The sequence below is a fragment of the Geobacillus subterraneus genome, from assembly GCF_001618685.1.
GTDB classification, from domain to species: Bacteria; Bacillota; Bacilli; order Bacillales; family Anoxybacillaceae; genus Geobacillus; species Geobacillus subterraneus.
The window spans coordinates 2,620,763-2,638,597 of record NZ_CP014342.1 but is presented as its reverse complement, the minus strand read 5'-3'; the positions used below and the strand labels follow the sequence as shown (position 1 = coordinate 2,638,597).

Annotated in this window: 22 protein-coding genes; 17 read left to right on the top strand and 5 right to left on the bottom strand. The window is 49.9% G+C overall.

What is annotated here, in order from left to right; all coding sequences use genetic code 11:
• Positions 1–68: 68 nt before the first annotated feature.
• The 4 genes from GS3922_RS12815 to GS3922_RS12800 all read left to right on the top strand — a co-directional run bounded on the left by GS3922_RS12815 (position 69) and on the right by GS3922_RS12800 (position 4,460).
• The gene (locus GS3922_RS12815; RefSeq protein ID WP_063166662.1) at positions 69–1,202 is read left to right on the top strand and encodes a DUF445 domain-containing protein; all 1,134 of its coding nucleotides are present in this window, start codon (positions 69–71) and stop codon (positions 1,200–1,202) included.
• Between the two features lie 71 nt (positions 1,203–1,273).
• On the top strand, positions 1,274–1,633 hold the full coding sequence (locus tag GS3922_RS12810) for a YlbF/YmcA family competence regulator (protein WP_063166661.1): 360 nt from the start codon (positions 1,274–1,276) through the stop codon (positions 1,631–1,633).
• 150 nt (positions 1,634–1,783) lie between these two features.
• Entirely contained in the window at positions 1,784–2,647 is an 864-nt protein-coding gene (locus GS3922_RS12805) for a Cof-type HAD-IIB family hydrolase (protein WP_063166660.1), read from the top strand.
• 307 nt (positions 2,648–2,954) lie between these two features.
• Positions 2,955–4,460 carry a coproporphyrinogen III oxidase gene (locus GS3922_RS12800; protein WP_063167413.1) on the top strand — a complete coding sequence of 502 codons (1,506 nt, stop codon included), beginning with the start codon at positions 2,955–2,957 and terminating at the stop codon, positions 4,458–4,460.
• A 34-nt stretch (positions 4,461–4,494) separates the two neighbouring features.
• On the opposite strand, the gene GS3922_RS12795 is transcribed toward GS3922_RS12800, so the two are convergent.
• Positions 4,495–4,680: a YhzD family protein gene (locus GS3922_RS12795; RefSeq protein ID WP_008881599.1), complete on the bottom strand. Its 186-nt coding sequence runs from the start codon at positions 4,678–4,680 to the stop codon at positions 4,495–4,497.
• 147 nt (positions 4,681–4,827) lie between these two features.
• Here GS3922_RS12795 and GS3922_RS12790 point away from each other — a divergent pair, with 147 nt between their 5' ends.
• The 7 genes from GS3922_RS12790 to GS3922_RS12760 all read left to right on the top strand — a co-directional run bounded on the left by GS3922_RS12790 (position 4,828) and on the right by GS3922_RS12760 (position 10,325).
• A complete protein-coding gene (locus GS3922_RS12790; protein ID WP_063166659.1) occupies positions 4,828–5,727 on the top strand; it encodes an ABC transporter ATP-binding protein in 900 nt (299 codons plus the stop codon).
• Positions 5,720–6,949 carry an ABC transporter permease gene (locus GS3922_RS12785; RefSeq protein ID WP_033011575.1) on the top strand — a complete coding sequence of 410 codons (1,230 nt, stop codon included), beginning with the start codon at positions 5,720–5,722 and terminating at the stop codon, positions 6,947–6,949. Before GS3922_RS12790 ends, GS3922_RS12785 begins: the two co-directional genes overlap by 8 nt.
• 117 nt (positions 6,950–7,066) lie before the next feature.
• Complete coding sequence (gene yhaM, locus GS3922_RS12780; protein ID WP_063166658.1) at positions 7,067–8,044, top strand: 3'-5' exoribonuclease YhaM; 978 nt, start codon at positions 7,067–7,069, stop codon at positions 8,042–8,044.
• 24 nt (positions 8,045–8,068) lie between these two features.
• The gene (locus tag GS3922_RS12775) at positions 8,069–8,194 is read left to right on the top strand and encodes a hypothetical protein (protein WP_063166657.1); all 126 of its coding nucleotides are present in this window, start codon (positions 8,069–8,071) and stop codon (positions 8,192–8,194) included.
• 109 nt (positions 8,195–8,303) lie between these two features.
• Entirely contained in the window at positions 8,304–8,489 is a 186-nt protein-coding gene (locus GS3922_RS12770) for a sporulation YhaL family protein (RefSeq protein ID WP_063166656.1), read from the top strand.
• 134 nt (positions 8,490–8,623) lie between these two features.
• Positions 8,624–9,706, top strand: coding sequence for a 3-phosphoserine/phosphohydroxythreonine transaminase (gene serC / locus GS3922_RS12765; RefSeq protein WP_063166655.1), 1,083 nt, complete (start codon positions 8,624–8,626; stop codon positions 9,704–9,706).
• A 94-nt stretch (positions 9,707–9,800) separates the two neighbouring features.
• A complete protein-coding gene (locus GS3922_RS12760) occupies positions 9,801–10,325 on the top strand; it encodes a tryptophan transporter (RefSeq protein ID WP_063166654.1) in 525 nt (174 codons plus the stop codon).
• Between the two features lie 115 nt (positions 10,326–10,440).
• Here the strand turns inward: GS3922_RS12760 and GS3922_RS12755 are convergent, their stop codons facing one another.
• Positions 10,441–10,629: a membrane protein YhzF gene (locus GS3922_RS12755; RefSeq protein ID WP_063166653.1), complete on the bottom strand. Its 189-nt coding sequence runs from the start codon at positions 10,627–10,629 to the stop codon at positions 10,441–10,443.
• Between the two features lie 154 nt (positions 10,630–10,783).
• Between GS3922_RS12755 and GS3922_RS12750 the strand changes: the two genes are divergently transcribed.
• On the top strand, positions 10,784–11,389 hold the full coding sequence (locus GS3922_RS12750; RefSeq protein ID WP_172796450.1) for an HTH-type transcriptional regulator Hpr: 606 nt from the start codon (positions 10,784–10,786) through the stop codon (positions 11,387–11,389).
• Here GS3922_RS12750 and GS3922_RS12745 read toward each other — a convergent pair.
• Positions 11,382–11,723, bottom strand: coding sequence for a YhaI family protein (locus tag GS3922_RS12745; protein ID WP_008882061.1), 342 nt, complete (start codon positions 11,721–11,723; stop codon positions 11,382–11,384). The genes GS3922_RS12750 and GS3922_RS12745 overlap by 8 nt on opposite strands.
• Before the next feature lie 194 nt (positions 11,724–11,917).
• On the opposite strand from GS3922_RS12745, the gene GS3922_RS17920 reads away from it, so the two are divergent.
• Entirely contained in the window at positions 11,918–12,067 is a 150-nt protein-coding gene (locus GS3922_RS17920; protein ID WP_168157891.1) for a hypothetical protein, read from the top strand.
• A 134-nt stretch (positions 12,068–12,201) separates the two neighbouring features.
• The gene (locus tag GS3922_RS12740; protein ID WP_063165415.1) at positions 12,202–13,449 is read left to right on the top strand and encodes an RNA-guided endonuclease InsQ/TnpB family protein; all 1,248 of its coding nucleotides are present in this window, start codon (positions 12,202–12,204) and stop codon (positions 13,447–13,449) included.
• Positions 13,450–13,634: 185 nt separating this feature from the next.
• On the opposite strand, the gene GS3922_RS17385 is transcribed toward GS3922_RS12740, so the two are convergent.
• Positions 13,635–13,724 (bottom strand): YjcZ family sporulation protein, encoded by a 90-nt coding sequence (locus tag GS3922_RS17385; protein ID WP_020958800.1) that lies wholly within the window; start codon positions 13,722–13,724, stop codon positions 13,635–13,637.
• 302 nt (positions 13,725–14,026) lie between these two features.
• Here GS3922_RS17385 and GS3922_RS12735 point away from each other — a divergent pair, with 302 nt between their 5' ends.
• Entirely contained in the window at positions 14,027–14,863 is an 837-nt protein-coding gene (locus GS3922_RS12735) for a peptidylprolyl isomerase (RefSeq protein WP_063167411.1), read from the top strand.
• 33 nt (positions 14,864–14,896) lie between these two features.
• Here GS3922_RS12735 and GS3922_RS12730 read toward each other — a convergent pair whose 3' ends face one another.
• Positions 14,897–15,319, bottom strand: a complete 423-nt coding sequence (locus GS3922_RS12730; RefSeq protein ID WP_063166652.1) for an HIT family protein — start codon at positions 15,317–15,319, stop codon at positions 14,897–14,899.
• Positions 15,320–15,797: 478 nt separating this feature from the next.
• Between GS3922_RS12730 and GS3922_RS12725 the strand changes: the two genes are divergently transcribed.
• The gene (locus tag GS3922_RS12725) at positions 15,798–16,535 is read left to right on the top strand and encodes an ABC transporter ATP-binding protein (RefSeq protein WP_063166651.1); all 738 of its coding nucleotides are present in this window, start codon (positions 15,798–15,800) and stop codon (positions 16,533–16,535) included.
• Complete coding sequence (locus GS3922_RS12720; protein WP_063166650.1) at positions 16,532–17,746, top strand: ABC transporter permease; 1,215 nt, start codon at positions 16,532–16,534, stop codon at positions 17,744–17,746. The genes GS3922_RS12725 and GS3922_RS12720 overlap by 4 nt, the downstream gene beginning before the upstream one ends.
• The last annotated feature ends 89 nt before the right edge of the window (positions 17,747–17,835 follow it).

Below are 17,835 nucleotides of genomic sequence, written 5' to 3'. Positions count from 1 at the left end.
CGTTTATACCGTATCGTATGATGGGGGAGGCCGTTTGGTGACAGCGGTACGGACGAAAGGGGAAGACGATGGACACGTTCGTTTATTTGGTGTTTATGATGGCGGTCGGGGCGCTCATCGGCGGGGTGACGAACTTTATCGCGATCGTCATGTTGTTTCGCCCATATGAACCAATCTACATAGGCGGGAAGCGGCTGCCGCTAACTCCCGGCTTGATCCCGAAACGGAAGCGGGAACTCGCCGAACAGCTCGGGAAAACGGTCGTTGAGCATTTAGTGACGCCGGAAGGGCTGCGGCGCAAGCTCACCGATTCTGCCTTCGCGGCGGGGGCGGCTGATTGGGGGCGCGAATGGTTGAAACGGTGGCTTTCGCGCCGGGAAACACCGGCCCAACTGCTTGAACGCCTCAGCGTCCATTTGCCTGATGAGCGGCTTAGTGAGCTGGCAGCTGAACAAGCGGAGCAGGCGTATGAACGATGGGGGGAAACGTGGCGTCTGCGGCCTATTCGCGATCTATTGCCGCCGGAATTGAAGGGGGCGATGGAGGCGCGCATCGACACATTGGCCGACTACTTGGCTGACCGGGTGCTTGACTATTTCAGCAGCGAAGAAGGAAAACGGCAGCTGGCGGGCATGGTTGACCGCTTTTTCCAAGAGAGAGGGATGGTCGGAGGCATGTTGCACATGTTGCTCGGCAATGTCAATCTCGTTGATAAAGTGCAATCGGAGCTGAGCAAATTTTTACGCCATGCCGGTACAAGAACGATGCTAGCCCGCCTTCTTTGGACGGAATGGAACAAGTGGCTCGACTATCCGCTGGCCGCTGTGGAAGGGATGATCGGGCGCCAGCGTATTCACGAGGCGGTGCGCGCCGCCGCCCGTCGTCTTGTGCGGAGCAACGGCTGGCTGCACCGCCCCATCGCCGAGCTTGTCGCTCCGTATGAACAGGAACTGTTTGACCGTCTCGTTCCACAGGCAACGGGCAAAGCGATCCATGTGCTTGGTGATAAGATCGAGGGAATCGTGGCGCAGCTTGGATTGGCAGACATTGTCCGCGATCAAGTGGAGTCGTTTTCACTAAGAAGATTAGAGGCGATCATTTTATCAATTGCCCGCCGCGAGCTGAAAATGATTACGTATTTGGGCGCTTTGCTTGGCGCGCTGATCGGCGCCGTTCAAGGCACGATCGGCTTATGGCTGTAGCTTTGGGCATATCGCCGCCCGTTGGCGCATACGTTAGAACGTGAACGATATTCGTGTAGGAGGCTCTTTTTATGTCTGAATCTCTTCACGCGCTCGCCAGACAGCTTGAGCAGGCGATTCGGGCGAGCCAGCCATTTCAGCAGCTGAAACACGCGTACGAAGATGTCCGTCGTGATGAAACCGCCTACCGGCTGTTTGCCAACTTCCGCGACATTCAGCTCCGGCTGCACGAAAAACAAATGCGCGGAGCGGCCATCTTGCCGGATGAAATGGAACAGGCGCAAAAGGCGATGGCGCTCGCCCAGCAAAACGCCAAATTAGCTCGCTTGATGGCACTCGAGCAGCAAATGAGCATGACGATCGCTGAAGTCCAACAGATCGCCATGAAACCGCTCGAAGAGTTGCATCGTTCGTTGATGGGAGAAAAATAGGAAAGAACACCCGGTCGGGTGTTCTTTTTTTGTCCGTTCTGTCATAGTCATGAGAATGACAGGAAATGCAAAGCTGCCGCTAGCAGATGAAGAGGCGGCGTCAAAGAAAGTTGACGGAAAACGAGGGACGGACAAAAGGGGGAGACAGCCGTGTATAAGCTGTTAGCGCTCAACATCGATGGAACCATTTTGAAAAATAACGGCCGCCTGCCGCGCGAAACGAAAGAGGCGGTCGACTATGTGAAGCGAAAAGGGGTTTACGTCACATTAATCACGAGCCGCAATTTGCTCTCCGCCCGCAAAGTGGCCAAAGCGCTGCGGCTTGATGGGTTGCTTATCACCTTTCAAGGGGCGATCATCGGCAAAACGCTTGATGACAAGCTGTTTGAGGCGGTAATTCCAGAAGAGCGGACGTTTAACATTGTGCAGATTTTGGAAAACTTTAACTGCAATATTCGTCTGATGCATGAGCGGTATTCGCTCGGCAACCGGAAAAAAGTGAAAAAAAATCTCGTCGTACAGACAGTGCTCTCGTCAAGCGATCCGTTTTTCTACCCGACCCAGTTTGTCGATTCGCTCGGCGATGTGCTGATCGACGAACCGATGGCCGTGCCGAAAATGGATGTCTATTTTGCCGGGGATGCGGAGCGGGATGAAGCCGCGGCTGTGCTGGCGAAATCCGTTCCGTCCATTGATATGATTATGCAGCCGGGCGGAAAAATGGAAATTGTCCCGCAAGGCGTATCCAAGCTCGCTGGGCTGCGCCGGCTCGCTCAGCATATCGGCGTATCGCTCAAAGAAACGGTAGTGATCGGCGATGGCGTTGACGACTTGCCGGTGATTGAGGCGGCTGGGCTTGGCGTCGCCATGGGCAATGCGCCGGCCGAGGTGAAGCGGGCAGCCGACTGGGTGACGCGCTCGAACGAACAGCTCGGCGTCGCTTACATGGTAAAAGAACATTTCCGCAAACAACAGCGAATCGAATTTTTGCAAAAACTTAAAACGAAACAGTAAACGGCAAGGGAGGGGACTGACTCAAAAGCGGTCTGCTCTCTAGTGGGACAGAGCATATCGAATTGTGAAACCGTTCAATGTATATATAGCCTATTGAAAAAAGGGGGTCCCGTTGTGTTGGAGACCTCTTTTTTTCTTTCTGAAACCGCCATCGAGAAACGATCTGTGGTCTGTTTGCATCGTTGATTTTTTCATCACCTGGATCGAAGCGGCGCTTTCCCGTAAAGGCGGCGGGGGAGGTGCATTCTTCCGCTTGACGAGGGAAACAGCAGTTCTGTACACTGAAAGAAGTTTGACAGAAAAGGTGATGAACGTGCGTATCGAAATTCAAGGACTGCCGAATCCCGAACGGTTTCAGCGTCCGCTCGAAGTGATGAGCGAGCTGTTTTTTGAATCGGCCGCGCTTTCATTTACGCCGCTTCCGGAAGCGGATATCTCCGTTTCGTTTACTGTTAACGAGAACGGCCGCATCACCGTTTCCGGAACGCTGGCGGATCGGACGTCCGGGCGCGTCGAGGAGGCCGGGCATGAGCATGAGGCGCCGGCTGAAGCCGATGGAAAAGCGCGCGAAAAACAGTTGAAAAACGCGGTTTTCCATGTGTATATAACGCTTCTTGAACGTTATACCGGCATCGTGCAGCCGTGGGGCATTTTAACCGGCGTCCGCCCGGTGAAGCTGCTTCATCAGCTGCTGCGTTCCGGGATGACGAAAGAAGAGGCGCATCGGAAGCTAGCGCAAGAATATTTAGTAACAAAAGAAAAAATCGAGCTCATGCAAGCGATCGTTGACCGCCAGCTCACGGTGGTGCCGGACTTGTACGATTTGGCCCATGAAGTGAGCATTTATATCGGCATTCCGTTTTGTCCGACGAAATGTGCGTACTGCACGTTTCCGGCGTATGCAATCAACGGCCGCCAAGGGTCGGTTGACGCCTTTTTAGCCGGGCTTCATTACGAAATGGAAGCGGTCGGCCGCTTTTTGCGCGAACGCGGCATCCGGATTACGACGATTTATTACGGCGGCGGGACGCCGACGAGCATTACGGCCGAGGAAATGGACCGGCTGTACGCCCATATGTACAACGTATTTCCAGATGTCGACCGCATCCGTGAAATAACCGTCGAAGCTGGGCGGCCGGACACGATTACGCCAGAAAAGCTTGACGTCTTGAAAAAATGGCGGATCGACCGCATTAGCATCAATCCGCAATCGTATATCCAAGAGACGTTAAAAGCGATCGGCCGCCATCATACTGTTGAGGAAACGATCAACAAATTTCACTTGGCACGAAAAATGGGGATGAACAATATTAATATGGACTTAATTATCGGCCTGCCTGGCGAAGGGCTGCCGGAGTTTACGCATACGCTCGCCGAGACGGAACGGCTCATGCCGGAGTCGCTCACCGTTCATACGCTGTCGTTTAAGCGGGCTTCGGAAATGACGAAAAACAAACAAAAGTATAAAGTCGCCGGCCGCGAAGAAATACAGGCGATGATGAAAGCGGCCGAAGAGTGGACGAGCAAGCATGGTTATGTGCCGTATTATTTGTATCGGCAAAAAAATATTCTCGGCAATCTCGAAAATGTCGGTTACGCCTTGCCGGGACATGAGAGCATTTACAATATTATGATCATGGAAGAGCAGCAGTCGATCATCGGACTCGGCTGCGGGGCGTCAAGCAAATTTGTCGACCCGAAAACAAGGAAACTCACCCGTCAGGCGAATCCGAAAGAGCCGAAGGTGTATAACGAACATTTTATGGAATATACAGAAGAAAAATTGACCATCATGGCCGCCTTGTTTGGCTGAGCGAAAACACCCCGGGCGCCCGGGGTGTTTTCGCTTAGCGGTGAAACAAAATCAGCTTGCCGCTTGCGTTGACGCAGCGATGTGTCTTATCAAAACAGCCGCGTTCGCGCAGCTTCTGTTCGCCGATTTTTTTTGCTTCCTCATCATTGGCCGCTTCAAATGTCTCATCAAGCAACTTTTCTCCATTACGTTCAAAAGCGGTCAACGTATACGTCGGCATGTGAACATCTCCCTTCGCTGAATCATGATTCACTTCTTTTTCATTAGCGAATCATAAGGAAAATTCCTGCTTGTGGTTGAAACTTTTTTTAGGTGGTAGACGTTATATATAGGGGTGGAAATTTCATTTTATTTTGGGGGAATGTGGATGAGTTTAGAGATCATTGATGTGACGAAGCGATTTGGTCAGACGACGGCTGTTGATCATTTGACGTTGACGGTTCCAGAAGGGAAAATGTTTGGATTGCTTGGGGCAAATGGAGCGGGAAAAACGACAACCTTTCGGATGATTTTAGGGCTCCTATTGCCGACAGAAGGCACGATTCGGTGGCAAGGAGAATCGATTGATTACTCTAAAAGTCACCTGATCGGTTATTTGCCGGAAGAGCGCGGATTGTATCCGAAGTTGAAAGTGCAAGAGCAGCTTTTGTATTTAGGACGGTTGCGCGGAATGAAAAAGGCCGATATTGTCCCAGAAATCAATCGCTGGCTCGAGCGTTTTCATATCCGTGATTACGCCAACAAGCGGGTTGAGGAGTTGTCGAAAGGCAACCAACAAAAAATCCAGTTTATTGCCGCTGTGCTTCATCGACCGAATCTATTAATCTTAGATGAGCCTTTCAGTGGACTTGATCCGGTAAACGTCGAGCTGTTGAAAGAGGCGGTGCTTGATTTAAAACGAAACGGAACAACCATTGTTTTTTCAAGTCATCGGATGGAACACGTCGAAGAGTTGTGCGAGCATGTATGCATTTTGCGCCGCGGCCGCGCGGTGGTGGCGGGAGCGCTGCGTGAACTGAAACGTTCGTTTGGCAAGCAAATTCTTATCATTCAAGGAGACGGACCGTTTGAACAATTGGCGCGGTTTCCTGGTGTTTTGCAGTGGAAGCGGACGGCGGAAGGGGTGCGGCTGCAAATCGCCAATGAGGAGACGGCGCAAGCGATACTCGGTCATATAGCAGGAAAATTCGCGGTTCGTCTGTTTGCCTTGGAGGAACCGTCTCTGAATGATATCTTTATTGAAAAAGTAGGTGCGGCGTATGAATAAGTTTTTCCTTGTGGCGGTACATACGTATCAGACGAAGCTGAAGGCGAAAGCATTTTTGGTGACCACTGCCATCACTTGCCTGTTGATCATCGGGGTGGCCAACATTCAGCCGATCATTGAGTTTTTCACCGGTGATGAAAAGCCTCATGTCGCGGTCATTGACCGCACGGGATCTTTGTACGGTCCGCTTGCGAAGCAGGCAAACCATAATCAAATCGCGTTGACGAAAATTACGGATATGGAAAACGAAGCGAAAGAAGCGGTCAAAGAAGGCAAATGGGACGGATTGCTCGTCTTGTCGATGGATGCGGAAGGATTGCCGGCAGCGGTGTATTATGCCAATACGATTGTGGACAATCAGACGCCTGAGGTGTTGGAACGAGCGCTAAGCCAGCTGAAAACAGCACTTTCAGCTGCTAAGCTCGGGCTGACGGATGAACAGATGGCGGAGCTTTCCAAACCGGTTCCGTTCCAAAAGGTGGCATTGGAAAAAAACGCGAAGACGGAAGAGGAGCTGAACGAAGCGCGCTCTCTCGTTTATGTCCTTCTGTTCGCGATGTATATGTTCGTCTTGATGTATGGCGGCATGATCGCGACGGAGGTGGCGACGGAAAAATCGTCGCGCGTGATGGAAATTTTAGTGTCAAGCGTCCCGCCAGTCCAACAGCTGTTTGGCAAAATCATCGGCGTTGCGCTTGTCAGCTTGACGCAATTTTTCGTGTTTTTCGCCGTTGCGTTCGCCGCGTTAAAAACGAGCGGACAGGAAGTGTGGCGTTTCCTCGGATTGGATCACCTGCCGGCCTCAATCTTTGTGTATGCACTCGTTTTTTTCTTGCTCGGTTACCTCTTGTACGCGGTGCTGTTTGCCGTGCTCGGTTCGCTCGTCAGCCGGGTTGAGGATGTACAGCCGGCGATTACGCCGGTCATGATGCTGGTTGTCGCTGCCTTTATGATCGCGATGTTTGGCTTGAATGCGCCAGAGTCGGCGTTCGTGACCGGCGCTTCGTTCGTTCCCTTTTTCGCGCCGATGCTCATGTTTTTGCGCATTGGCCTCGTTTCCGTGCCGGGATGGGAAGTGGCGCTTTGCCTTGCGCTTTTGGCGGCGACGATTGCCTTGCTCATTTATTTTGGCGCCAAAGTGTACCGAGGCGGCGTGCTGATGTATGGACGAATGAACATTTTCAAGGATATAAAACAGGCCATCCAGCTGACAAAAAAATAAACAGTGGACGGGCCGTTTGGGCTAATGTTCCCTTGCCGTTTCGGCAAGGCTTTCTTTTTGCCCTTTGCCCGTTATGATATACTAGAAAATACGTACAGAGAAACGGAGGAGAACGAAGTGGCGAAAGGCATCATCCATTATGAGGTTGGGGAACAAGTTGATCTCTTTTTGCTCATCAAATCCGCAACGAAAGGCATTGCCAGCAACGGCAAGCCGTTTTTAACATTAATTTTACAAGATAAAAGCGGCGACATTGAAGCAAAGCTGTGGGATGTGTCTCCTGACGATGAGGAACGGTACGCGCCGGAATGCATTGTCAAAGTGGTCGGTGATATTCATAATTACCGCGGCAAACTGCAGCTTCGCATCCGCTCGATCCGCCCCGCCCATCCGAGCGAAGCGGTGCGTGTTGATGATTTTTTAGAGACTGCTCCGCTTACTCGTGAGGAAATGAAGGCGAAAGTGATGGATTACATATTTTCCATGGAAAATCCAAACATTCAGCGCATTACGCGTTATTTGCTGAAGAAATATGAAAAGCCGTTTTTTGAGTATCCAGCGGCGACGAAAAACCATCATGAGTTTATTTCTGGACTGGCGTATCACGTCGTCTCGATGCTCGAACTTGCTGAGGCGCTTGTCCGTTTGTATCCGTCGCTCAATAAAGACTTGCTTTATGCCGGCATTATTTTGCATGACCTTGGCAAAGTGATCGAACTGTCCGGCCCAGTATCGGCGGTGTATACGCTTGAAGGCAATTTGCTCGGTCATATTTCAATCATGGTCAGCGAAATTAGCAAGGCGGCCGAGCAGCTCAGCATTCAAGGTGAAGAAGTCGTCATTTTGCAGCATCTCGTTCTGTCGCACCATGGCAAAGCGGAGTGGGGCAGCCCGAAGCCGCCGCTTGTCAAAGAGGCGGAAGTGCTTCATTATATTGATAATTTGGATGCGAAAATGAATATGATCGACCGCGCGCTGGAAAAGGTGAAGCCGGGTGAGTTCACGGAACGCATTTTTGCCCTTGACAACCGTTCATTTTACAAGCCGGCGTTTTTGGCTGTTTCAGCACCAAAGAAAGCGGGTAATGAAAAATAGCGTCATGCAAAGGAGGGATGAGGCGTGATCGAACCGGTCATTGAAATCGTCCCAACGACTCAGCACGAACAGGCGAAAGAAAAGTTGAATGAGCTGCGCCGACAGTGGAGGAAAGCGAAGAGGAAAAAGAAAGAGCGAAACGAAGCATAAGCGTTGTCCCGAAGAAAGAGGCGGCATGTCCGTCTCTTTCTTTATGCATACGGTTGTCTGCTTGCGCGTATAGTTTAGTAAGACAAGCACATGAAAAAGGGGGATGGCGATGCTTAGCTTGCCGTGGTGGATTTACTTAGTTGTTGCCGGCATTATTTTCAGCGGCTATATGACCGTGAAAACAGCGGCGCGGGAGCGGGAAATCGATGAGGTGTTCATTGAAAAAGAAGGGGAAATTTATATGGAGCGCATCCGCCAAGAGCGAGAACGGCGAAAGCAGGCGAAGCCCTTGTAAGATCCAAGGGCTTTCTTTTTTGGAAAGCATCATTTGAAAACGCTTTTTTCGAAAAATTCCCTTTCTTTTTTAAAAATTCATGTTAGGATAGTAATATCAAATGGACTACTTGGACAATAAAGTGAGGGATGACAATGAAACGCGCGTACAATTTCAATGCCGGCCCGTCGGCGTTGCCGCTGCCGGTGCTCGAACGGGCGCAAAAGGAGCTGCTCAATTTTCAGGGCACCGGCATGTCGGTGATGGAATTAAGCCACCGGAGCAAAGAGTATGATACCGTCCATCGTGCGGCGCAAGAGCGGCTCAAACGGCTCCTCAACGTACCGGATGACTATGATGTTTTGTTTTTGCAAGGCGGGGCGAGTCTGCAATTTTCGATGGTGCCGATGAATTTCCTCACCGAAGGGAAAATCGGCTGCTACATTTTAACCGGCGCATGGTCGGAAAAAGCGCTGAAAGAAGCACAAAAAGTCGGCTTGACAACAGTCGTCGCGTCAAGCAAAGAGGCGAACTACACGCATATTCCGGCGTTGGACGACGTGAAATGGCCAAAGGATGCTGCCTACGTCCATATTACGTCCAACAACACGATTTTCGGCACGCAATGGCAGGAGTTCCCGGATGTGCCGGCTGATCTTATCGCTGATATGTCAAGCGACATTTTGAGTCGGCCGTTTGATGTCGGCAAGTTTGCCTTGATTTACGCCGGGGCGCAAAAAAATCTTGGCCCGTCGGGGGTCACGGTCGTCATCCTCCGCAACGATTTGCTTGAACGCATTCCGGACGGGCTGCCGACGATGCTCGACTACCGGACGCACCAAAAAAGCAATTCGCTATACAACACACCGCCGACGTTTGCGATTTATATGTTGTCGCTCGTGCTCGAATGGGTTGAAGAACAGGGCGGCGTGACGGCGATCGAAGCGCGCAACCGGCAAAAAGCGGCCGTGCTGTATGAGGCCATTGACGAAAGCGGCGGCTTTTACAGACCACATGCAGAAAAAGGAAGCCGCTCGCTCATGAACGTCACGTTCACGCTGCCGAGCGAAGAACTGACGAAGGCGTTCCTTGTTGAGGCGAAAGAGCGGGGCTTTATCGGGCTCGGTGGACATCGGTCGGTCGGCGGCTGCCGGGCGTCGATTTACAACGCGGTGCCGCTTGAGGCGTGCGAGGCGCTCGCATCGTTTATGAACGACTTCCGCCGTCGTTTTGCCTGAAAATTTCTTCTTCACTTTTACACGGCAAAGTGATATAATGATAGAAACATTCTCAAGCAGGAGAATAGATGAGGAGAGATGAGGAGAGATGAGCATGAATGTGAGAACATTAGTATCGATGGCGCTGTTAGTCGGAATTGGAGCTGTGTTGCACGCGGTCATTCCCGGGCTGTTTGCCGGCATGAAGCCGGATATGATGCTGGCGATGATGTTTTTGGCGATTTTGTTGTTTCCAAGCGCCAAAGCGGCCGGCCTTGTCGGTGTCGCCACCGGCTTGATTTCCGCCATGACGACGACGTTCCCAGGCGGTCAGCTGCCTAATGTAATCGATAAAATCATCACTGCCTTTGTTGTGTTTGCCCTAGTGACCTTGCTGAAAAAATATAGCCAAACAGTTGTCGGGGCCGCGGTGTTGACGGCTGTCGGCACCGTCATCTCCGGCGCGGTATTTTTGACGGCGGCGCTCCTGCTCGTCGGGTTGCCGGGCGGAACGGCGTTTTCGGCGCTGTTTGTCACCGTTGTGCTGCCAGCCGCGGCATTGAACACAGTAGCGATGGTCATCGTCTATCCGATCGTGGCATCGATTTTCCGGCGGATGAACGTGACAGCGCACGTGTAAACGGCAAAAAACCCGATCATTGCTGGTCGGGTTTTTTGCTATCAAGGGGACGGGCGAAAAAATGCCCATTCCCGGCCTGTTTTCATCTTTTGTTATGTGAAAATTCAAATAAGTGCTAGGCGTAGCCAAGAAGCCAAGCGGCGAGCAGACAGATGGACGCTATTCCAATATAGCGCACAGCCTGCTCTTTCAACAGCGCTTTCGGCGGATACGCCCGCGCTTTCCATAAGGCAAAAAAGGTGTTTATAAAAAGACAGAAAAATAAGAATCCAACAGCAGAAAGCAGCCATTGTATATACATCATTATGTTCTCCTCCTGTATGCGGCAAACGTTTTATGCTTACTACTATGAATATGCAAAAAAAATTATAAAAATAAATGTTTTTGTCTTTATTCCTTTTTGTTTTATTGATATAATAGAAAGCAAAAAATACGGTGAGGGAAGAGTGGGTGGAACGATGAAAGCGACAGAACAGCATTATTCCGTCAAAGAGGCTATGTTATTTAGCCAACGGATCGCCCAGCTAAGCAAGGCGCTGTGGAAATCGATTGAAAAAGATTGGCAGCAATGGATTAAGCCGTTTGACTTGAACATTAACGAACACCACATTTTATGGATTGCTTACCATTTCAAAGGTGCTTCGATTTCGGAAATCGCCAAATTTGGCGTGATGCACGTTTCGACGGCGTTTAACTTCTCGAAAAAGTTGGAAGAAAAAGGGCTGCTTTCGTTTTCGAAAAAGCAAGATGACAAGCGCAACACGTACATTGAGCTGACGGAAAAAGGCGAAGAAGTGCTGATGAAATTGATGGAGACGTACGATCCGACAAAAAACGCTGTCTTTAACGGGGCGTTGCCGCTGCGCGAGCTGTATGGGAAGTTTCCTGAAATTTTAGAAATGATGTGCATCGTCCGCAATATTTACGGAGACGATTTTATGGAGATTTTTGAGCGGGCGTTCGAAAACATTAAAGAAGATTTCGTCGAGCAGGACGGCAAGCTCGTCAAGCGGGCGCCAAAAGCGGAAGAGCACGAGAAGGAACTGGCCGGTCAGGCTAACTGACGGTTCGGATGAGCGTTTTTAGCTCGGTCATGAGCGGCACAAACATTTGTTGGGCTAACATGGCATCAACTGTTTGTTCAAGCGGAAGGTTCGGATGAAGCATCCCGGCAAATTGCACGAGCAGGGGAGTAAAGATCGTCAATCCTTCCGCTTTTTGCTGCTCATATTGTTCGGCGAGCTCCTGGCAAAACGAAAGGAACGCGTCGACTTCTTCCTTTGTTAAATCGGCGCGGATGATGAGGGAGTAAAACGGTTTTTTCGCTTCATCCACCATTTCCATCAGCAATGACTGGTGAAATTCGAGCTTGGCCACTCGCTTTTCCAACGATTCCATACACCGTGCTCCTTTGGCTGACATAAAATGTGACCGCTTTTACGTATATTTTACCGAATTTGTGCACATTCACCAATAGGTAAAATCGGTTCGCCATGCTCGAAAGAGAAAAAAAGATTGATTTCCGGCCGTGAACGATGTAAAGTTAAAGCCATGGGCGGCGTTTGGCTAAGATGGGGAGGAGGGGAACGGCTTTGGCGCTTTATTTTATCCCTCTGGCGGTTACGGTCTTGTTTTTGGTGAACCAGCTCACCCACTCGCTTTGTGCACAGCGTGATATTCCGGAGGAGCAACAGCCGGCCGTTTTTCGCACGATCAATGTACTTATTACGATTTTATCTTAATTAGGCGAGAAGACTCCCACTTCGACGAAGCGAAGCGGAGTAAGTGGGAGATGAATCGCCTTAACTATATTTTGCTGAAAATAGGATAGATTCAGTAAAATATAGTATCATATAGTTAGATGGGAGGTGAAAACATGTATTTTTGTATCAAACAACAGCTAAATGGTTTGACCAAAGAAGAATACTTGACTCTTCGAGAACTGTGCCATATTGCCAAGAACATGTACAACGTCGGATTGTACAATGTCAGACAATACTATTTTGAACACAAGGAATTTCTTAATTATGAGAAAAACGATCATCTTGCAAAAACTAACGAAAACTATAAGCTGTTAAACAGCAACATGGCACAGCAAATTTTAAAAAAGGTCAATGAAGCCTTTAAATCTTTCTTTGGTTTGATCAGTCTTGCCAAACAAGGAAAATATGACCACAAGGCTATCAGTATTCCAAAATATCTTAAAAAAGATGGCTTTCATTCACTGATCATTGGCCAGATTCGTATAGACGGCAACAAATTCACGATACCGTATTCTCGCCTATTTAAAAAGACTCACAAGCCTATCACGATAACGATTCCGCCTGTGTTGCTGGACAAAAAGATTAAGCAGATTGAAATCATTCCTAAGCATCATGCCAGGTTCTTTGAGATTCAGTACAAATATGAAATGCCTGAAGATCAAAGAGAATTAAATGACCAAAAAGCACTGGCCATTGATTTAGGATTAAACAATCTTGCCACTTGTGTCACATCAGACGGCAGATCATTCATCATTGATGGGCGGAGATTAAAAAGTATAAATCAATGGTTTAACAAAGAAAATGCCAGACTTCAAAGCATGAAAGATAAGCAAAAAATCAAAGGCACGACTCGTAAACAGGCTTTGCTTGCTATGAATCGCAATAATAAAGTGAATGATTATATCAACAAGACTTGCCGTTACATCATTAACTACTGTATTGAAAATCAAATTGGCAAACTTGTCATTGGCTATGCGGAAACATTACAACGCAATATTAATCTAGGAAAAAAGACAAATCAAAACTTTGTCAATATTCCTCTCGGTAACATAAAAGAAAAATTAGAATATCTTTGTGAATTTTACGGCATTGAATTCTTGAAACAGGAAGAATCATATACGTCTCAAGCCAGCTTTTTTGACGGCGATGAGATTCCTGAATATAATGCCGACAATCCAAAAGAATATAAGTTCAGCGGCAAACGTATTAAGCGCGGCTTGTATCGAACAAAGTCTGGCAAACTAATTAATGCTGATGTCAATGGCGCATTAAACATTTTAAAGAAAAGTAAAGCTGTAGACCTGAGTGTCTTATGCTCTAGCGGCGAAGTGGACACGCCTCAAAGAATAAGGATTGCTTGAAGCAGTCAAACTTCTTTGGAAGCCCCCACTTCAAATTTTCGCTAGAAAATTAAGTGGGGGTAGTTCACTAATTTCTTCCTATTTTGAAGTGTTATTTACATAAAAAGCTGCCTGCTCCGCTCACAGGCGAAGATGAGGATGATGAAGGAAGAGGGTGCTCCCAGCGCGGGAACACCCTCTTTCGTTTAGTAGATGACGCAAGCACAGCCGACAATGATTAGCAAAATAAACAGCACGACAATTAACGCAAAGCCTCCGGCATAAGGTGCGCTCATCGTAACACCCCCTTTCGGCAAGGAGAAGCCCGCTGCGGTGCTTCATCCCCATCATATGTATGGCAAGCGTACATGTGGTGGGCGGATGACTAAAACGGAAAGAGGTTTTTTTTTTGCCGCAAATGTGATATAGTTATTGTCGTGGTTTAGGCGGCTCGGCGTTTTGTTTCGCGATGCCGCCGCAAGTGCATAAGGCGTCGCCTGGGGTGGAACGGATCTGAAACCCTGGTGCCGGAATATCAATGGCCGGCAGCGCCGGAAAGGGAAAACGAAAAAAGACGTGGGTAGGAGTTGTGAAGCGGATGAAAAAATGGATGATGGCTGCCGCCGTTGTTTCGCTGATGGCTTTGTCGGCCTGCAATAACGGCGATTCAGAAGCAATTGTCGAGACAAAAAGCGGCGATATTACGAAGGATGAATTTTATCATGAGATGAAAGAGCGCGTCGGTAAAACGGTGCTTCGCGACTTGATCGACGAAAAAGTGTTAAGCAAAAAATACAAGGTGACTGATGAAGAGATCGACCGCGAAATCGAGCGGATTAAGGAGGCGTACGGCACACAGTACGACTTGGCCGTACAACAAAACGGGGAAAAAGTGATCCGCGAGATGATCAAGCTCGACTTGTTGCGGACGAAAGCGGCGATTGAGGACATTAAAGTGACGGATAAAGAGCTGAAAGAGTATTATGACAACTACAAGCCGAAAGTTCGTGCCAGCCATATTTTAGTGAAAGATGAAAAAACGGCAAAAGAAGTGAAAGCGAAGCTCGACAAAGGCGAGGACTTCGCCAAGCTGGCGAAAGAGTATTCACAAGATCCTGGTTCGGCATCGAACGGCGGTGATTTAGGCTGGTTCGGTCCGGGGAAAATGGTCAAAGAGTTTGAAGATGCCGCCTATAAGCTGAAAGTCGGTGAAGTAAGCGATCCGATCAAAACGGATTACGGTTACCATATCATCAAGGTGACGGATAAGGAAAAGAAAAAATCGTTTAACGAAATGAAAGATGAAATTACGTTTGAAGTGAAACGGAGCAAACTCGACCCGGCGGCGATGCAGTCGAAAGTGGACGAGCTCGTGAAAGATGCTGATGTCAAGATCAAGGACAAAGATTTGCAAGATGTGCTCGGGCAACAGTAAAAAACCGGAAGCAGGCAATCCTGCTTCCGGTTTTTAGTTGAGCTGCTTGCGGATGGTGGCGGCAATCGCCTGCAAGTCGGCAGGGGTATAGTCGCTTGCGTGCGATTTCCAAACGGCGCCAAACCCGTCGCCTTTGCCGTAGCGCGGAATAAGGTGAAGGTGGTAATGGAACACCGTTTGCCCGGCCGGTTTGCCGTTGTTGTTCAGCAAATTGAGCCCGGCTGGCGAGAATGCTTTATTCAGTGCGTTGGCGATCATTGGCACGACGCGAAACAGCTGGCTGGCTACATCCGGCGTGAGGGTAAAAACGTTTTCGGTATGTACTTTCGGGATGACAAGTGTGTGCCCTTTCGTCACTTGGCTGATGTCCAAAAAGGCGAGTACGTGCTCGTCTTCATATACTTTTGCCGCCGGCAGCTCGCCGTCAATAATTTTGCAAAAAATGCAATCGTTCACCGAAACGGTCACCCTTTCTTTTCGTTTTCTTCATTTTACCATAAAAAAACCGGGATGTAATCCCGTAAAACGGTTACATCCCGGCCGGTGAAAAGGGGAGAGAATCATTCAACATCAAATGTGCGTTTGATGAACACCCCATTTGCGACAAAGTCGTTTAGACGTGAGCGCTTCCTTTGTTCAACGCGACCATCCCCTTTTGGACAGGTTCGTTGCTTCCCAGCAACAGATAGATGGCCTTTGTTCATGAACGGTTACAACGTCTTGCAGCTCACAATGGTGTCTTTGACGAACACCCCATTTCAGATGGATCGTTCATCAGCCTTTGCTTGGTGATTCCCCATCCCCTCTTCGCTATTTATCATGCCCGGGATCAGCGCATTTATGCAGGACGACGAAAAGAACTTTTTTGGTAAAGGCAGCCGTTCTTTGGTACAATGGGGACAAAAGTGATTCGAGAACGGAAAGGAAGCGGACGATGACGCTTTTGCGCGTGGAACACTTATACGGGGGGTATACCGCACAAAACGTGCTTGAAGATGTGACGTTTTCAGTTGAACGCGGCGAAATGGTCGCGTTGATCGGTTTAAATGGAGCTGGCAAAAGCACGACGATCAAACATATTATCGGCCTGATGGAGCCGCGCCGAGGCACGGTTTCAGTCAACGGACATACGCTTGCGGCGGAGCCGGAAACGTACCGGAAGCAGTTTGCCTTTATTCCGGAAACGCCGGTACTGTATGAGGAATTGACGCTTGAGGAGCATTTGCGTCTGGCGGCGATGGCGTACGGGCTGAGCGAGGAGGAGTATGAGCGCCGCGTTCCGCCGCTGCTTAGCGAATTTCGGTTAGAGCGGCGGCTTTCCTCCTTTCCGGCGCATTTTTCCAAAGGGATGAAACAAAAAGTGATGATCGTTTGCGCCTTTTTGCTTGAACCGCCGCTTTATATTATCGATGAGCCGTTTCTCGGCCTTGATCCGCTCGCCATCCATGCATTGCTTGAGCGGATGAATGAACAAAAGGCGAAGGGGGCAGGCATTTTGCTGTCGACCCATATTTTGGCGACAGCGGAGCGGTATTGCGATTCGTTCATCATTTTGCATCAAGGGCGCGTCAAAGCGAAAGGAACGCTTGATGACATTCGCCGCCAGTTCGGGCTGAAAGCTGCGACGCTCGATGAAGTATATATCGAATTGACAAAGGACGATGCGCCATGATCGATGCGCGTAAGCTTTGGCAGCAGCGCCTTCAAGACGAAGGGAAAAAGAGGCTTCGCTATTTGCGCTATATGCTGAATGATCATTTGCTCGTCGGCTTAATCATTGTTCTTGGCGGCATCGCGGTCATGTACGAGCGCTGGGTCGAGACGCTTCCCGGCTCGTTTCCATACCCGGCCATTGCTGCGGTGATATTCGGCTGGGCGGCTGCATCCGGGACGGTGCGCACATTGTTTCGCGAGGCGGATACGGTGTTTTTGCTGGCCGCTGAATGGCAGCTGCACCCGTATATTCGCCGGGCATTCCTCTTCTCGGCCATGTGGCACGCATACGGCCTCTGTTTGTTGCTATTGTTGGCCGGACCGCTCCATTCCCGGTTTTCCCCGGTGCCGTGGCCGCTTTTTTTGCTTGGCCTCATCGCCTTGAAGCTTTGGAATTTATGGGCTGCTTGGAAAGGGAGTTACATCGCTGAGCCGTCTTTTCATCGTCAGAGCGCGCTCGCCCGCTTCGGGCTGGCGGCATTAGCCGTTTATTTTTGGCTGGCGGCGGCGCCGTGGCTGTTTTCCGCGACGATCATTGCACTGATCGCGGCTCTTTCGGTTTGTCTGTCACGCTTCGCAAAAGGAAAAACATGGAAGTGGGAGCGGCTCATTGCCGAAGAGCAGCGCGCACTACGGGCATTTTACCGATTGGCAAATTTGTTCACCGATGTTCCAGAATGGCGGGAGGAAGCGAGACAGCGCCGTTGGCTTGACCCGCTGCTTCGTCTCATCCCATACGGACAACGAAACGTCTTTTTTTACTTATACGCGCGCACGTTTCTGCGCGCCGGCGGGTATGCCGGGCTGTACATCCGCCTGACAGCGATTGGGAGCGTGCTGCTTGCTGTGATCGACCATGAATACGTACAAGCAGCCATTGTGTTTTTGTTTCTTTATGCGACCGCTGTTCAGCTGGCGGCGCTGCCTTCCCGCCATCGCTATTCGCTTTGGACGCAGCTGTACCCGCTGCCGCAGACGCAGCCGGCTGGCGCTGCTGTTCGGTTGCTCTCCATTTTACTCGCCGGGCAAAATACGGTATTTCACCTTGTGCTGGCTGCCGTTTCTCCGCGCCCTCTATGGCTCGCCACATGGGTGGGGGGGATCGGTTGGGGCGTTTGGACGGCCAGACGGTACGTCCGCCCGCGGCGCGGGCACAAAGCCGAGCGTTGATGCTGTTTTGGCGTTGACGCCGGCTTTTTTTGTTTTTGGCGAAAATGCCTGGCAGCTCCCCCATCTTTGTCTACGTTCACCTTTCCGTT

Excerpts from the sequence above, each read along its gene's own strand:
- GS3922_RS12815 (WP_063166662.1), top strand. The coding sequence starts at position 69 with ATGGACACGTTCGTTTATTTGGTGTTTATGATGGCGGTCGGGGCGCTC.
- GS3922_RS12810 (WP_063166661.1), top strand. The coding sequence starts at position 1,274 with ATGTCTGAATCTCTTCACGCGCTCGCCAGACAGCTTGAGCAGGCGATT.
- GS3922_RS12800 (WP_063167413.1), top strand. The coding sequence starts at position 2,955 with ATGAACGTGCGTATCGAAATTCAAGGACTGCCGAATCCCGAACGGTTT.
- GS3922_RS12795 (WP_008881599.1), bottom strand. The coding sequence starts at position 4,680 with ATGCCGACGTATACGTTGACCGCTTTTGAACGTAATGGAGAAAAGTTG.
- GS3922_RS12790 (WP_063166659.1), top strand. The coding sequence starts at position 4,828 with ATGAGTTTAGAGATCATTGATGTGACGAAGCGATTTGGTCAGACGACG.
- GS3922_RS12785 (WP_033011575.1), top strand. The coding sequence starts at position 5,720 with ATGAATAAGTTTTTCCTTGTGGCGGTACATACGTATCAGACGAAGCTG.
- GS3922_RS12770 (WP_063166656.1), top strand. The coding sequence starts at position 8,304 with ATGCTTAGCTTGCCGTGGTGGATTTACTTAGTTGTTGCCGGCATTATT.
- serC (WP_063166655.1), top strand. The coding sequence starts at position 8,624 with ATGAAACGCGCGTACAATTTCAATGCCGGCCCGTCGGCGTTGCCGCTG.
- GS3922_RS12760 (WP_063166654.1), top strand. The coding sequence starts at position 9,801 with ATGAATGTGAGAACATTAGTATCGATGGCGCTGTTAGTCGGAATTGGA.
- GS3922_RS12755 (WP_063166653.1), bottom strand. The coding sequence starts at position 10,629 with ATGATGTATATACAATGGCTGCTTTCTGCTGTTGGATTCTTATTTTTC.
- GS3922_RS12750 (WP_172796450.1), top strand. The coding sequence starts at position 10,784 with ATGAAAGCGACAGAACAGCATTATTCCGTCAAAGAGGCTATGTTATTT.
- GS3922_RS12745 (WP_008882061.1), bottom strand. The coding sequence starts at position 11,723 with ATGGAATCGTTGGAAAAGCGAGTGGCCAAGCTCGAATTTCACCAGTCA.
- GS3922_RS12740 (WP_063165415.1), top strand. The coding sequence starts at position 12,202 with ATGTATTTTTGTATCAAACAACAGCTAAATGGTTTGACCAAAGAAGAA.
- GS3922_RS17385 (WP_020958800.1), bottom strand. The coding sequence starts at position 13,724 with ATGAGCGCACCTTATGCCGGAGGCTTTGCGTTAATTGTCGTGCTGTTT.
- GS3922_RS12735 (WP_063167411.1), top strand. The coding sequence starts at position 14,027 with ATGAAAAAATGGATGATGGCTGCCGCCGTTGTTTCGCTGATGGCTTTG.
- GS3922_RS12725 (WP_063166651.1), top strand. The coding sequence starts at position 15,798 with ATGACGCTTTTGCGCGTGGAACACTTATACGGGGGGTATACCGCACAA.
- GS3922_RS12720 (WP_063166650.1), top strand. The coding sequence starts at position 16,532 with ATGATCGATGCGCGTAAGCTTTGGCAGCAGCGCCTTCAAGACGAAGGG.